The organism is Lutimaribacter marinistellae (assembly GCF_042648365.1).
GTDB classification, from domain to species: Bacteria; Pseudomonadota; Alphaproteobacteria; order Rhodobacterales; family Rhodobacteraceae; genus Lutimaribacter_A; species Lutimaribacter_A marinistellae.
Window position 1 is genome coordinate 175,023 of sequence record NZ_JBHRXI010000001.1, and the last position, 14,508, is coordinate 189,530.

A 14,508-nucleotide genomic window follows, 5' to 3' on the forward strand; every position below is an offset into this window, starting at 1 on the left:
TGTTCCTCCCTTGAGATGGTCGGGGCCTCAGCTACCCGGGCTGCGCCCGTGAAAGGCCGCCACCAGCAGATTGCGTATGCCTGTCTTGTCGATCGGCGCAGGGTTCCAGTATGCGCTTTGCGTGGCGATTTCCGCGGCGCGGTCGATGTCAGTCTCTTCGAAACCCAAGTCGGCAAGCTTGAGAGGCGCCCCCATACGGTTCGCGAAATCATGCAAAGCCGCGCCGGGCGACGTTCCTCCGAAGACTTCAGTGACCGGGGCGAGAAGGTCGGGCACGGCGGTTTGGTTGAAGCCGATTGCATGGGGCAGGACCACGGCGTGCGTCTCGGCGTGCGGCAGATCGAACGAACCGCCAAGCGTGTGACAAAGCTTGTGATGCAGCGCCATCCCCACCTGCCCCAGGACCGCGCCGCACAGCCATGCACCGTAGAGCGTTTCGCCCCTTGCATCGAGATCGGCAGGATCGTCTTTCACGCGTGGCAGGGCGGATGCAAAGGCACGCATCCCTTCAACGGCGAGAGCGGTCGTCAGCGGGTTTCGATTCTGTGCATACAGCCCTTCTGCCGCGTGGGCGATGGCGTTGAGTGCACTGGTGACGGTCATCGAGACCGGCAGCGAAACGATGCGTTCAGCGTCGTACAAGATGACCTCGGGCTGCACCCTGGGATCAGTCAGGGTCGTCTTGCGCCCCTTTTCGGTCTGACCGAGGATGGGCGTGGCCTCTGACCCGGCATAGGTCGTGGGGATGACGATTTGAGGCAGGTCCGTCCGATAGGCGATGGCCTTGCCAAGCCCCGTTGTCGATCCGCCCCCGATCGCGACGAGGCAATCGGCACCGACGTCGCGCGCATGGGCCAGCGCCTCTTCGGTCACTTTGACCGGGGTGTGCATCGCGGCCTTGGAAAAGATCCCGGCGGACCGTGCGCCCACGTCTTCGGCAAGCAACAGGGCCTGCGAAGCCTGGTGAGGGGTAGACAGAATAAGCGCGCGGGTTTTGCCTAGCCGGTCGATCTCGGCCCCGACCTCGCGGCTCACGCCGGGGCCGAACCGCACTCTGACGGCGGCTGTATCGCTCACGAATTGCGGCTGGAAATACGACATATTCTTACTCCCCAAACCAGAATAACATGTCATGGCATGCCGATTGATCGAATAGATGCGAAAGTTTATAACTTCGCGTTATGAAACTGGACCCAAGGCACCTCGAAATTCTGGCCGCGATCGTCGATCAGGGCGGCTTGACGGAAGGTGCGCAGTCTCTGGGCAAGTCGCAGCCATCCGTGTCCCGCACCCTTGCCCAACTCGAGGCGCGGATCGGGTCGCCTCTTTTCTTGCCGGGACGGCGCCCGCTTCAGCCGACCGATCTGGGTCTCGCCCTGGCAGAGCAGGGCCGCACAGTCTTGCGCGCCAGTCGCATCGCCGGCGAAACGGCCGACCGCTACCGCTCGGGGCGATCCGGCATGGTACGTTTGGGGGGTACACCTATCTTCATGGATGGGGTAATTGCGCCCTTCATAGCACTGTTCCAAGGCAGCTTGCCTGACGTTCGCGTCGACCAGACCTATGGCTATGCGGGGGATCTTGTCGAAGGCGTAAGAAACACCCGCTTCGACATCGCGGTTCTTCCCCTGCAAAAAGATCAGGTGCCCAGCGACCTCGATTTCCACCCGCTCCTTCCCGGTCACAACGTCATTGCATGCCGTGCCGGTCACCCGCTGACCCGCCGAAAGCTGGTAACGCTGGCCGACATCGCCGAGTTTCCCTGGATCGCGCCGCCGACCGAAAGCCCGCTCTACAAAGACCTTCAGCAAGCCCTCGCAAAAATTGGCGCCGAGGATTTCAGGATCAGTTTCTCTGGCGGTTCACTATCTTCGGTCTTTGGTGTTCTGACCGGGTCCGATAGTCTGACGGTTCTTCCATACTCTGTCATTTTCTCGATGAAATCGCGAGAGCAGGTCGCTGCGCTATCGCTCGACATCGGTCACCCGGACAGAACACTTGGCCTTTTGGTCACGGGCCCGGATATCGATCCGGCCGTAAGACGTTTTCGGCAGTTCCTCATAGGCCAGTTCGAGGCAATGAGCCGCCGCATGGCCATGCACGGCAAGGAACGGCTGTGGCGCTAACACGATGAGCGCACCGCAGTCACAGGATCGTCGCCTAGAAAACCACGCGCGCACGCAGGCCCATGATCGCGATACTGGATTGGCCGGGATTGAGAAGCGGGTTCTCTATGAACTGGATCGAGGGGGTGATCTGCAACCCAGGCGAGACGGAGAAGCGATAGAACGCTTCTGCCGTGAACTGGCGACCGGCGATGCCCCGCGCCTCGGCCCAGTTCAGGCCGATACCGGCAAGATCGGTATTGCGCGAGAAATACCCGATGCCAGCCGAAACCGAGCGATCATAGAGAGCCGCGGTTCCCTTGGACCAACCGGCCCTCAAGAACGGCATCCATGCGTTGTCCACGAACCACGCAGCGGAAACAGCCGCGCCGTAATCCTCGGCCCTGCTGCCATCATCGGCCGCATCCGCGTGCCATAGTGTCAGGTGAACATTGTCGAAATAGATCCGGTCGGGCCCTGACGTGTACCCCACTTCAAGGCTCTTGAAGAGGTTGCCATGCGAGAAGACATCGAAATCCGGCGAGCTTGGATCCGCGTTTGCATCCGCAACCGAGGCAACCGCATAGAAGTTTGAGCCCAACTTCACTCCACCCGCGATACCCAGCCCCGGGTTGGGTGCGTTGATGGTCGGATTCGTGTTGAAGGCAAGGTTCTGGAACGCCGAGTAGGGGCTGACCAGTCCATAAACGTCAAGAAAATCCGTGACGTCGATCTGGCCCACCTGCAGCGACCACAACCCTTCGGGGTCGCGCTGCGTCCAGAAAAGGTTGGTCAGCAGTAATCCGTTGTCGTTGAATGCTGTGCCCGAGATCGAAACCGCGCCGCCGTCAAGGCCCAGAAACTGCGGGGCAACTGTCCCATAGGCGTGGCGATGTTCCACCTTGAAGGTCAGCGAACCGCTCTCGGTCGCCTGCCAACTCCCGTAAACCCGCGCGATTCCGCTGCCAGCCTCTCCCACACCAAGGTTGGACGAGGAGTTTTGACCCAAAAACAGGTAGTCGATGTTGAATCGGAAACCACCATCGGCCAGCCGATCCTTCCACGCGAACCATGCCGGAGCCGCGCTTCGTGGAAAGTCCGAGCGGAATTGCGGATCGGTCAACCCGTCGCCGGGCATCAGGTCAGCCTGTGTGGAAGACGGCCCCGACAGCCCGTCTGCCTCTGCCGCGCATTGGGTCGCCATGAACAACGCAGCCCAGAAAAATGAGCTCCTGATCGGATCACCGCTCTTTCGGACTGGAACGGGGGTTTTCACAATGAAGGACCTCACTCCCTTGATTTACCTGTGGCAGCCATTCTTCAAAATGATGCTGGACCGTGCTCAACGGGTCGTCATGAAACGCCCTGAATGAGTACGACCACCGATAACGACACAAAGAATGTTATCGTTATCCATCGACCTCCCGTCTGCCAACAATTTCAATGTTTTCCGCGTTCAGCGTCCACGCGCTCCACATCGGAACCGGACCATCGACGACGAACACGTCTCGGTTGGACTCGACGGCCTCGAGGCGACCACGCACGATAACCGGTTCGTGCATGCGCTGAAATTCGGGCAACGAGGACGCGACGATCCTGATGAGCTGGTTGGGTGGGGGCGGCGGCATGTGAGAGCACATGCCGCGTTCGGGTACAAGATATGCAGTCAACGTCCCGTTCTTGTCCGGAGGTGCTGGAATCACGAAGCCCGCCAGTAGCACTTCGACCCCGTCTACGGCCGGATTACCCCGGCTCGCCGCGCGCTTGCGCTTTTCTGCAACGACCCATCGCTGCGCGATCAGCCAATCAATATCTATGCCCGCGGCGACCAGAGCAGCCTCCGCCTTATCCAACCGGACCTCGATCCGCGCGCGGACGCTATCTGGCAGTTCCGCGTTCGACAGCTGTGTTCGCATTCGAACGATGGTCACCAGCGCTTCCATCTGATCATAACTCAGATCGCGGTACGGGTCGTCGAATGTCTGTGCGGCAGGATCGATCAGGTCGCCCCAGTCAAACTGCCCATCAGCCGCGCCTGCCCCCGCCGAGAGCAACATAAATACGAACGCAAGAAACCTGTGCATTGGTGCCTGCCCTTTCAGAATACGCCGCCCTGCGCCTTTCACACCCCGCCTCGAAACAAGATGCATCCAAGGTACAAAGCGCGCGGAACACCAGCCTTGTGAGCCTCGATTCAGTTCAGCGTGTTTTTGTACATGACGCCGTCCTTCATGATGATCCGGATGGTCTCCGGGCTCTCCGGACGCGGTTCTGCGCCAAACCATTTGTCACCCGTTCCCACCACCGAGAAATCCTCAAGCGGGTTGCCGTCGATCAGAAGGATGTCCGCATAGGCGCCTTCCTCGATCACGCCAAGCTTGCCCTCGGTGTAGGGGTTGGTGAAATCGCCGGAAAGCGCCGCAATCTCGCCGCCGATGGAGGTCAGTGTGACCATCGACTGGTAAGGGCCGAAGAACTCGTTGTTCAGGTGCTTTTCGTAAGCGATCTGGATATTGCAAGCCTCAACGGTTCCTACGCAATCGGTTTGGAACCCACGCTTGACCGGGCACTCCTTCATGTTCGGAACATAGTTGGCAAATGTGGCCGATGCAGAGATCGCCTTCGCGAGGCTCGAAGGCTGGTTCTTGACCGCTGGAATATCGAGAAGACCTGGATCGAATGCCGTCAAGTTCGTGGTGATGTAGGCCCCGATTTCGTTCATCTTTTCAGCGATCTCGCAATCGAACGAGAACCCGTGCTCGATGGACATAACGCCCGCGTCGAGCGCATTCATGATCGCTTCCTTCCGATACGAATGCGCCATCACGTAAGAGCCATATTCACCGGCGACCTGAACCGCGGCCTCGATCTCTTCCTTTGATCCGGCGAGCAGTTGCCAAGGGTCAAAGGCCGACACCACGCCACCCGACTGCATGAATTTCAATTGTGTCGCACCCATCCGAAAATTGTTGCGACCATACAGGTAGATGTCGTCGACCCCGCTGACTTCTTGCGCCATGTTCAGACGGCCGAAATTCGTCTCGCTTCCCGGGGGTGCCGTGAAATTCCCGAAATCAGCGTGTCCGCCCCGAGTGCTGAGGAAGGCGCCCGACGGATAGTAGCGCGGACCGACAATCTGCCCTGCGTCGATGGCACGGCGCAAACCGCCGTTGGCCCCCCCGGCATCTCGTACCGTCGTGAAACCCTGCAAAAGGTACATCTTCGCCATCAGGGTTGCGTGGATCCCGAAATCTTCCCAAGTCGAATTGGCCTCCATCGCGCTGAGGCTCGGCCCCATCAGCATCAGATGCGCGTGGTTCTCGATAAAGCCAGGTGTCAATGTGCGGCCCTCGCCGTCGATCACCTCTGCATCGGGTGCCTCAATCGGGTTGGCCGATACTGTCTTGATCAGGTTGCCTTCGATCAGGACCGATCCGTTTTCGATCAAGTCGGCGTTCACACCGTCAAAAATATTCACGTTGGTGAAAAGCACTTGTCGTGGCGCGTCTTCCTGCGCCTCGGCAAGGCCGAGATTTGAAAGCGCGATAACCGTCGCGAACATTACCGACCTGAATGAACTTGGCATGGCACAAGCCTCCGAAACCGTGTTGTCCATCAATTCATATCAGCGGGTGCACGTATTTCGGTTGCCAGTTTCGGAGGAAAAAGTCGGTTTCTTGCGTCAAAACAGGCAACAGAATCCCGAATGGTCGCTCTATGCTGGCCTTAGGAGGCACCGATGCCAATCAACAGCGATACGCACACTCATCATGAAGGGTTCGTCCGTCTCGCCCTTGCGGCCCCTTTCCTGCAACACCTCATGGAACGGCAGATCGACCCAAGCCCGGCGTTGGAACGGGTCGGCCTCAGCCCAGGTCAGGTTAACGATACAAACCTCTACGTCCATTCCGAGCTTGTCTATGGACTGCTGAATGCGCTCTCGGACCTCGCAGGCGACAGGTATTTGGGTCTGCGCGTGGGCGAGGCGTTCGACCTTAACGCATGGCCGCCATTCGCAACGTCCCTGCAGAAGAGCAAGACACTGTTTGAATTTCTTGCCGCGTATGTGCGCCGCGTCCCGCAAGAAGCGAGCTCGGTGCGCCACAGCCTTATCGTGGAATCGGATCAGGCCGTCTACCGCGTCGCCCGCCTGCAGGAACCTGCAGTAGCTCCGGTCCAGTCCGCCGGTTTCGGCTTGGCGGTCCACGTTAGAATTCTGCAATCAGTCACCGGCGACAGCTGGGACCCGAGCCTTGTAGCCTGTGAAACAAGGTACATATCCGGGGTTCCACCGCGATATGCAGGTGTCGAAACCCGGCTCAGCCCCGACCCCGGAATGCGGCTGAGTTTCCCGGTGGACTGGCTGTTCCGCGAAGTCACCAAAATGTCCAGGCAAGCCCCACCGCAGCCGGCAACCCGAAACGAGGAGGTCACCCTAGTCGCCGCGATGCGGTCCATATTGCGCAACCGTCTGGACGAGCCGGACCTTGGACCGGAAACCATCGCGGGCTGGCTGGGCATTCAGGCGGACCGTCTTCAAAAGGCGCTGAAGCAGCACGGCACGAGCCTCCCTCGCGAGATCAAGCGGCTCAAGACTGACGTTGCCAGGGAGCTACTGTGCAACTCAGACAAAACTGCCGCTGAGATCGGAGCGAAACTGGGCTACGCCGACAAGGCGCATTTCACGCGCTTCTTCAAGTCTCAGACAGGCATGACACCTTCGGAGTTCCGGACAGACTCCTCGAAACCGCAAACCTAGTGGAAATGCACGTGTGTCGTGTTCTGGTGCGCGTGTTGCAATCCCTCACCGCTTGGTGCCGAAGCGATCCAGAACGTTGCGCGTTACCTGTTCCACTTGCCAGTCGCGGCGGGACAGGCCCATGACCCACTCGCAAGTACCGGCGGTGAACACCTCGCCCTTGCCGCGCGACCATGAAACGATGACGCCATTCCCGCGGGTGGATCGGTCGAGTGTTTCGGGGGTGATCTCGCCGAACAGGACAGATGCCTTGTAGGCCGCGTCGGCATCTCCGATGTAAATCGTCTCGCCCCATGTTCCGTGATCAGGCTCCAGGTTCGTGGCAAGGCCCATAGCCAGGATTCGTACATCCGGGTCCGCACCGTCCGCGCCCGTGGCAAAGGGCAGGCCGTCCTCCATTCTGTAATCAAGGCCATCGACCTCGTAGCCGAAGATCCGCGAGGCCGCGCCCAACTGGTCACCGTAGCCGAGATGCGCGCCATCGAACGCCCAATGCCCCGGTCGGTACACCGTAAAGCCGCCGCTTCCCTGTCCGACACAGCGGCCAAGCCCCGCATACACCCCCTTTAACCCGTTGACGCCGAAGGTACGGGCCCCGGGCCAGTTAACTGGTGCAACCTCCCATGCGCCGGTGACCAGATGCTGCCGATCCGTGCCGTAAAGCGGATCCTCGGTGGCGGTATACTTGTAGCAGACCTGCCTGCGGCCCTCATCTTCGATCCGGGTTTGCCAAGTGAAATTTCCGGCAAACCGTGCAATCCGACCACCGGCATCGGTGAACCTGTCCACGGCGCTGCGCATGTTCGCGCTCCAGTATTCGTCATGCCCGACGAACACGGCACAGGCATGGCGGTTGAGCAGGTCGGGATCGGCTTCGAGGTCGTGCTGCGTGGCAAAGTCGAATTCATAACCATGCGCCTCGGCCCAGCGGGCGAAATGACGTTCATAGCTTGCCCACCCGGCCGAGGCGTATTTCTTGGAATACCCGTATGAATATGCCCATTCCATGTAGGGGTATCGCACCATCCCGCCAGGAACATGCGCCATTTCAGGCACAGCGCGCGGGGCACCTTCGGGTAGTTTGCAGAAACCTCTCGTCCACGGGCGCAGGGCAGACAGGACGGGAGAGAACGCATTGCCCTTCGGTCCGGTTATGCCTTCGTAATGGTTGGATCCGCCCCAGCAATTATAGGCCATCCACGTGCCGGTCGAACACACAAGCACATAAGGCGCGACTGGACGGTTCTCGGCACGCCGCAACAGGAAGAGGTGATGTTCTTCGACCGCGTCACCGTCGCGGTCTGCCCGAAACGTGACCAGGTATCCGCCTTCCTTCCAATCATGCGGGATGACGAACTCATAGCTTGGCGCCCAGTTGCAACCATTCACCGAGCAATCCGTCGGCGTGTGCTGATAGACCCCAGGCAAGCCTATCTCTTGCAAGATCGGCTGATAGCTTGCGCCGTCGCGACCAACCTCCAGATCCCATGTTTCGGCAGTGGTCGAGACATGGAGCGCGACCCGGTCGCCCGGGGAATAGGAAAAGCGCTCGGTATAGCCCCAGATCTCCAGCACGTTCACATCCCGCGCAGGGCCTATGTAATAGTTATCGAGGATGTGGCGCGCCTTGGCGCGGGTGCGCGAGGTGGTCGAAGGTCCGGCGGTCTCTGAAATTGACATCTTGTCCAAACCTCCGGGTGCCGCGAACGCGTCCTGCCTTCGCAGGTTATCCCGGTCCGCACTTTTCGGGCCAGCATTGTTTCGCATGGCCCGAAGCAACGACCCTCTGCGACATCAACGTCCCGGCAACCAGAGAGCCAATTCCGGGAACGCGATCAGGATGCCGACAAGGACCAACGAACACCCGATGTAGGGAAAGGCCGCCATGTAGATATCGCGCATCGTGGTTCCCGGTGGGGCAACCCCCTTCATCACGAACAAAAGCAATCCGAATGGCGGCGTGGTAAAGCTGATCTCGAGCGCCAACAACATAACCAGACCGAACCAAACCGGGTCGAACCCGAGCGTCTGGATCAGCGGGAAAAAGATCGGAACGGTCAGCAGCATGATCGAGATCTGCTCCATGAACATTCCAAGCATCAACAGCACCCCGAACATCACCAACAACATCATCAGCGGCGCCAGCTCGAACCCGGTTGCCCAGTTGATCAGCCCACGCGACGCCCCCGAAAAGGCCAGCAACTGGCTGAAGGTAGCCGAGCCAAAGACGATGAGATAGGCCATCAGCGTGACCTTGAGCGCACCATGCACCGAGTTCTTGAGCGACGCCCAGCTCAGACCGCGATAGATGACCGCCAGAACAAGAACACCCAGCGCACCAAAGGCCGCCGCCTCGGACGGGGTAAAGACACCACCGATCATGCCGGCGACCGTCAGCACCATCACCGACAGCATCGGGATCACGTCGCGCAGAACCAGTGTCAGCTTTTCCGCCAGCGACATCGGCGTGACCTCGTAAGCCGGTGCGGCCTCGGGGTCGATCTTGACCTGAAACCAGATGAGCAGGATGTAAAGACCGGCCAGGATCAGCCCCGGGATCACCCCCGCCAACAGCAGCGCGCCAACGTCGATCCGCGCAAGCGTGGCAAGCAGAACGGCCAGGGCCGAGGGCGGTATGATGATCGCAAGGCCACCGGTTCCCATGATCGGCCCGATCGACATGTGCTTTTTATAGCCGCGCTTGATCATCTCGGGCACCATGAGCGAGCCGAGCAGCGCGGTGGATCCCATGGATGAGCCCGACAGTGTCGAGAACCCTGTTCCGCCGATCACGGTGACATAGGACAATCGGCCCGGCACCCTGCCAAGGAGCTTGTCGATCGCGCTGAACATCCGGTTGCCAAGACCGGTATGAAAGAACAGCTCTCCCATCAGCAGAAAGAGCGGGATCGGGACAAGCGCGAAACTCGTCACCGCGCCGAAGCCGTTGTTCAGCATCTGGGTGATACCGGCCCATCCGCCCATGAACACCCATGCCCCGATGACATTCGCGGCCAGAAACGCCAGTGCCACCGGCATCCCGATTGCCATCAGAACCAGGATCGAGCCCAGCAAAAGGCCGAGCGCGTCATACCATTCCATCATTCGTGCAGTCCCGCTTCGCCCGAGTGCAGCAGATCGTCACCATGGACGAAACGCGCGAATTCCAACGCCATCAGGGTGAAGCTGACCGGAAAAGCGATGGTGAGTATCCATTTCGGCGTGAAGTACGCCCTTACGTCATAGTCCTGACGCTCGATATTGCTCAGGAACAGCTCGGCCCCGCTCCAGGCCAGAATAACACAAACCAGTACGCAAAGCACGGCCACGAACCGGCTGACACCGCGTTGCAGGCGCGGCGGCAGAGCCGATGTCAAAAGCTCGATATGCACGTGACCCTTCTCACGGACCAGCCAGGGCGCACCCAGCATCGTCATGTAAAGAAGCGCATATTCCGAAGAGGTGAAGAGCCAGGCATAGGGTTGCATCCCGAGGTTTCGCATCGTGACCGATACCACGATCGAAACCATCAGCCAGATGAGCATGGCGCCGGCAACGATCGCCATCAGGGGAACGATGCCAAGATAGATGCGACGGAGGATTTCCATGAAAGCGCCTTTGCCGTGGCAGATAGGCGGCGCCGAATGCACGGCGCCGCCAAAAGGGGTTACTGTGCGTCGGCCGCAGGATCGTAGAACCGTTCGATCAGCGCATCATAATTGCCGGCACCTGCGGGATGCTCTTCCATCAGGCCGCGCATACGGCCCCATGTCTTTTCGCGCGCGGCGGCAAGGTAATCGGCGGCAGCCTGACCTTCCAGAGTGACCACCTTCATGCCCTGCTCGTCCAGCGCGGCGAAATCGTCGTCCCGCTTCGACATCAGCGCCTCGGTCGAGCTGGCCTCGTGCTCGATCGCGACCTCTTGCAGGATCTGGCGCGATTCATCGGACAAGCTGTTCCACTTGTCGAGATTCACGATCACGCCAAGATCGGTCGAGAAAAAGCAGGGCTCGATCCGGTAGTTCAGGAATTCGTTCCATTTCAGATCGATCAGGCCAATCTGCGTCCATCCGGTCGCATCGACCACGCCGCGTTCAAGCGCCGAGTAGACGTCGGTGGTGGGCAGATCGATCACCTGCGCGCCCAGATACTCGGTGAAAAAGGCGTTATAGACGGCGTTCCCGCGCAGCTTCAGCCCCGAAACGTCCAGGTTGCCGTCTGCATCAAGCTGGGGCTCGTTGCGGGTCCAGAGATTGTAGCAAACCCCGGAATCGAACCAGCCCAGGTATTTGACACCCATCTTTTCCTGGTGGATCTGGTCGAACAGTTCGATCCCTCCATTCTCGCGCGCCATGGCGGCAGGAATGTTCGACGCGACCAGCGCATCCTTTTCCGGCACGGTGCCCGCGTAGAAAGAACCGGGGGTATAGACCATGTCCACAACGCCGTTGCGTACCGCATCCGGCTGCTGGAACATGCCGATGGCTTCGGGTCCGCCACGCACGTCGATCCGGACGACGCCCTCTCCACGTTCGTTCACCTTGTCGACGAACTCCAGAAAGCTCTTGGTGTAGATCAGCGTTTCGGGAAACGCATGCACGGCGCTCAGCGTGTCCTCTGCCTGCGCCGCGGTCGTCAATGCCAGCAGGCCTGCGAAGGTCCCACCAATGGTCATCATTTTCATTATATCACTCCTTGTTATGTGCCGCGGTTTTCATCCGCCGGTCGTTCGCTGTTTGATTTCTTGATTCCACCCGGGCCGAACACCCAAGGGGCAGCTTTCGCGCGGCCCGCGCGAAAAGTCCTTATTTCGTCAAGATTGGCGCGGGTCAGGTCGATGTCGTCCCACCCGTTCACCAGCTTTTGCCGCCACATATCGGGCAGGGCAAAACCGTATTCGCGCCCGTCAATGAACAGGCTCCCGGCCTGCAGGTCGACACTCGCCTTGACCTTGCCGGTCCCGATGATGCTCAGTATCTCGTCGGCCTGCTCCACCGCGGCGGGCAGCAGCCCGTTATTCACCGCGTTTCCGGCAAAAATATCGGCAAAACTCTCGGCAATGACGAGACGAATCCCGGCATCCACCAGGGCATAGACCGCCGCCTCCCGCGAAGAACCGCAGCCGAAATTGGGCCCGGCCACAAGCACGCTGGCATCGACGTGGCGATCCAGTGGAAACTCTTCGGCGCCGTCACGCAGATCGGCGAACAGGAAACCGCCATATCCTTCGGCCCGACTGGCCGACATGAATCGGGCCGGGATGATCTGGTCCGTATCGACGGACGCGCGCGGCAGGGCTATGGCGAAACCTTCATGCGTGCTCCAACCCGCCATCACGCGCACCCCTCCAGATACTGCCGCGCATCCGTCAGTCGGCCGGTTACTGCGGCTGCGGCAACCATGACGGGTGACATCAGATGCGTTCGTGCGCCCCTGCCCTGACGGCCCCGAAAGTTGCGGTTCGTGGACGAGGCACAGCGTTTTCCGGGACCGACAACATCCCCGTTCATGCCAACGCACATCGAACAGCCCGACGCGACCCAGTCGAGCCCCGCGTCTGTGAAAATTCGGTCGAGACCCTCTTTCTCGGCCTGCGCGCGCACCAGCATGGAACCGGGCGACACCAGGCCCGGAACACGTGCCTTGCGCCCTTTCAGCACCCCGGCCGCGGCGCGCAGATCCTCGATCCGCGCGTTGGTGCATGAACCAAGAAACACCTGGTCGACCTCTACCGTGTCGAGCCGTTGGCCGGGCCTCAGCCCCATGTATTCCAGCGCGTCACGCACGGTGTCGGCTTGTGCCCCGCCCAGCGCGTCCGGGTCCGGAACAGTTCCGGTAATCGGCAGCGCCTGATCCGGTGTCGTACCCCAAGTAACCGTCGGCGCGATCTCGGCGGCATCGATCTCCACTTCGCGGTCGAACACGGCATCCCGGTCCGAAACCAGCGTCCGCCATGCGGTTACGGCGCTGTTCCAGTCGGATCCGTCAGGTGCGTATGGGCGGCCCTTGACATATTCAAACGTCACATCGTCTGGCGCCACAAGCCCGAACCGCGCGCCGCCCTCGATGGACAGGTTGCACAGCGTCATGCGCCCCTCCATCGACAGGGCCCGTATGGCAGAGCCCGCGTACTCGACGGCATGGCCCGTCGCAGCCCCGGTACCAAGGCGCGCGATCCAGTGCAGCGCGATATCCTTCGCGGTGACCCCAAGCGGCAGTCGCCCTTCCACCTGTATCCGCATGGATTTCGGACGCGTTGCACGGATGGTCTGCGTGGCCAGGACATGCGCGACCTGCGTGGCCCCGATGCCGAAGGCCAGCGCGCCGAACGCCCCGTGGGTCGAGGTATGGCTGTCACCGCAGTTGATCGTCAGCCCCGGCAGGGTCAGCCCCTGCTCGGGCCCGATCACGTGAACGATGCCCTGCCGCGGGTCGCGCAGCCCGAATAGCTGGATACCGTGTTTGCCGGTATTCTCCTCCAGTCGGGTCAACATCTTGGCAATATCGGGATCGGCAATCGTGTCTCGGTTGCGCGTAGGCGCATAATGATCTGCCACGCCAAATGTCAGGCTCGGCTCTGCCACCGGCAATCCACGCTCATCGAGCTTGGCAAAGGCGTGGTGGGATCCCTCATGCACCAGGTGCCGGTCGACCCACAGCAAAGAGGTACCGTCCGCCTCCACCCGCACCTCGTGCGCATCCCAAAGCTTGTCTACCAGGGTGCGGCTCATGTGGCACCGCCTTCGGGCAGTTGCTCGCCCACGACGGCCTCCCAATGCCGGGCGTCATCACTGCCAACCCGGTTGAGCGACATTTCCAGCTTAAAGCGGTCGGACCGGTACAGCGCAGAAAGATATTCGACCGCGCGCCCGTTTTCGTCCCGCACGATTCGGCGCAGTGACAGCAGCCCGGCGCCGGTCGACACCTCAAGCGCCCTTGCCACCTCGGGCGAGGCGAGTGTTGCGCTTACCGTCTGATGCGCCGACTCCACCACCACGCCGGACCGTTCGAGCAGCTGGTACAGCGGCACGCTGGCCAAATCGGCCTCGGAGTAGTTGCTGGCGATATCCTCAGGCACATAGGTCGTGAGGTGAGAGAACGGCTGCCCCTCGGCCGATCGGACGCGTACCGCGATCTGCACCCGCTCATTTGGGCCGATCCCCATTTCCTGCGCGACAGTCGCAGGAGGGGCATCATAGGAAAAAGACAGTAACCGCACCGAATGCTGGCCCATGCGCACCAGTTGCGGAATCAGGGTCGTCAGATCCGCGGACATCGCCTGGTCGGCACCGGTGCTGGCCACCCGCGTACCGCTGCCGGCGCGCCGATCGATCAGACCATCGGCCGCCAGCGAATCCAGCGCCCTTCGCACCGTGACACGGCTCACATCGAATTGCTCGGCCAGCCGTTTTTCACCGGGCAGCATGGCACCGGGTGGAAACTGCCCCGACGAAATCTCGTCGCGCAGCAGCAGATAGACCCGCCGGGCCTTCCCACCTTCCGGTAAAATGGGGCGCACAGTCTCGCTCATCGAACCTCCAATTCAGGCCAGAGGCTAACCGGTCCGAAAAAGAACGCAAGAAATTTGTATCATTCACCGGTCAAAAAATGTTCTTTTGATATACCCAAAGCTGTACTATCAAA

At 60.5% G+C, this 14,508-nt stretch carries 13 protein-coding genes; 2 read left to right on the forward strand and 11 right to left on the reverse strand.

Annotation, left to right across the window (positions count from 1 at the left end):
- Positions 1 to 27: 27 nt before the first annotated feature.
- Positions 28 to 1,101: a maleylacetate reductase gene (locus ACFORG_RS00830; protein WP_386733475.1), complete on the reverse strand. Its 1,074-nt coding sequence runs from the start codon at positions 1,099 to 1,101 to the stop codon at positions 28 to 30.
- 80 nt (positions 1,102 to 1,181) lie between these two features.
- On the opposite strand from ACFORG_RS00830, the gene ACFORG_RS00835 reads away from it, so the two are divergent.
- Complete coding sequence (locus tag ACFORG_RS00835; protein ID WP_386733476.1) at positions 1,182 to 2,126, forward strand: LysR family transcriptional regulator; 945 nt, start codon at positions 1,182 to 1,184, stop codon at positions 2,124 to 2,126.
- 34 nt (positions 2,127 to 2,160) lie between these two features.
- Here ACFORG_RS00835 and ACFORG_RS00840 read toward each other — a convergent pair whose 3' ends face one another.
- The 3 genes from ACFORG_RS00840 to ACFORG_RS00850 all read right to left on the reverse strand — a co-directional run bounded on the left by ACFORG_RS00840 (position 2,161) and on the right by ACFORG_RS00850 (position 5,691).
- Complete coding sequence (locus ACFORG_RS00840) at positions 2,161 to 3,309, reverse strand: carbohydrate porin (RefSeq protein ID WP_386733477.1); 1,149 nt, start codon at positions 3,307 to 3,309, stop codon at positions 2,161 to 2,163.
- Positions 3,310 to 3,514: 205 nt separating this feature from the next.
- Positions 3,515 to 4,189, reverse strand: coding sequence for a DUF3299 domain-containing protein (locus tag ACFORG_RS00845; RefSeq protein ID WP_386733478.1), 675 nt, complete (start codon positions 4,187 to 4,189; stop codon positions 3,515 to 3,517).
- A 110-nt stretch (positions 4,190 to 4,299) separates the two neighbouring features.
- On the reverse strand, positions 4,300 to 5,691 hold the full coding sequence (locus ACFORG_RS00850; protein ID WP_386733479.1) for a metal-dependent hydrolase family protein: 1,392 nt from the start codon (positions 5,689 to 5,691) through the stop codon (positions 4,300 to 4,302).
- Between the two features lie 153 nt (positions 5,692 to 5,844).
- On the opposite strand from ACFORG_RS00850, the gene ACFORG_RS00855 reads away from it, so the two are divergent.
- Complete coding sequence (locus tag ACFORG_RS00855; RefSeq protein ID WP_386733480.1) at positions 5,845 to 6,864, forward strand: helix-turn-helix domain-containing protein; 1,020 nt, start codon at positions 5,845 to 5,847, stop codon at positions 6,862 to 6,864.
- Positions 6,865 to 6,909: 45 nt separating this feature from the next.
- On the opposite strand, the gene ACFORG_RS00860 is transcribed toward ACFORG_RS00855, so the two are convergent.
- The 7 genes from ACFORG_RS00860 to ACFORG_RS00890 form a co-directional block, all read right to left on the reverse strand.
- Complete coding sequence (locus ACFORG_RS00860; protein ID WP_386733481.1) at positions 6,910 to 8,544, reverse strand: N,N-dimethylformamidase beta subunit family domain-containing protein; 1,635 nt, start codon at positions 8,542 to 8,544, stop codon at positions 6,910 to 6,912.
- 114 nt (positions 8,545 to 8,658) lie between these two features.
- Positions 8,659 to 9,966 carry a TRAP transporter large permease gene (locus ACFORG_RS00865; RefSeq protein ID WP_386733890.1) on the reverse strand — a complete coding sequence of 436 codons (1,308 nt, stop codon included), beginning with the start codon at positions 9,964 to 9,966 and terminating at the stop codon, positions 8,659 to 8,661.
- A complete protein-coding gene (locus tag ACFORG_RS00870; protein ID WP_386733482.1) occupies positions 9,966 to 10,472 on the reverse strand; it encodes a TRAP transporter small permease in 507 nt (168 codons plus the stop codon). Before ACFORG_RS00870 ends, ACFORG_RS00865 begins: the two co-directional genes overlap by 1 nt.
- A gap of 59 nt (positions 10,473 to 10,531) precedes the next feature.
- Entirely contained in the window at positions 10,532 to 11,548 is a 1,017-nt protein-coding gene (gene dctP / locus ACFORG_RS00875; protein WP_386733483.1) for a TRAP transporter substrate-binding protein DctP, read from the reverse strand.
- Positions 11,549 to 11,562: 14 nt separating this feature from the next.
- Positions 11,563 to 12,198, reverse strand: a complete 636-nt coding sequence (gene leuD, locus ACFORG_RS00880; RefSeq protein WP_386733484.1) for a 3-isopropylmalate dehydratase small subunit — start codon at positions 12,196 to 12,198, stop codon at positions 11,563 to 11,565.
- On the reverse strand, positions 12,198 to 13,595 hold the full coding sequence (gene leuC / locus ACFORG_RS00885; protein ID WP_386733485.1) for a 3-isopropylmalate dehydratase large subunit: 1,398 nt from the start codon (positions 13,593 to 13,595) through the stop codon (positions 12,198 to 12,200). Before leuC ends, leuD begins: the two co-directional genes overlap by 1 nt.
- Positions 13,592 to 14,395 (reverse strand): GntR family transcriptional regulator, encoded by an 804-nt coding sequence (locus tag ACFORG_RS00890; RefSeq protein ID WP_386733486.1) that lies wholly within the window; start codon positions 14,393 to 14,395, stop codon positions 13,592 to 13,594. The genes leuC and ACFORG_RS00890 overlap by 4 nt, the downstream gene beginning before the upstream one ends.
- Between the last annotated feature and the right edge of the window lie 113 nt (positions 14,396 to 14,508).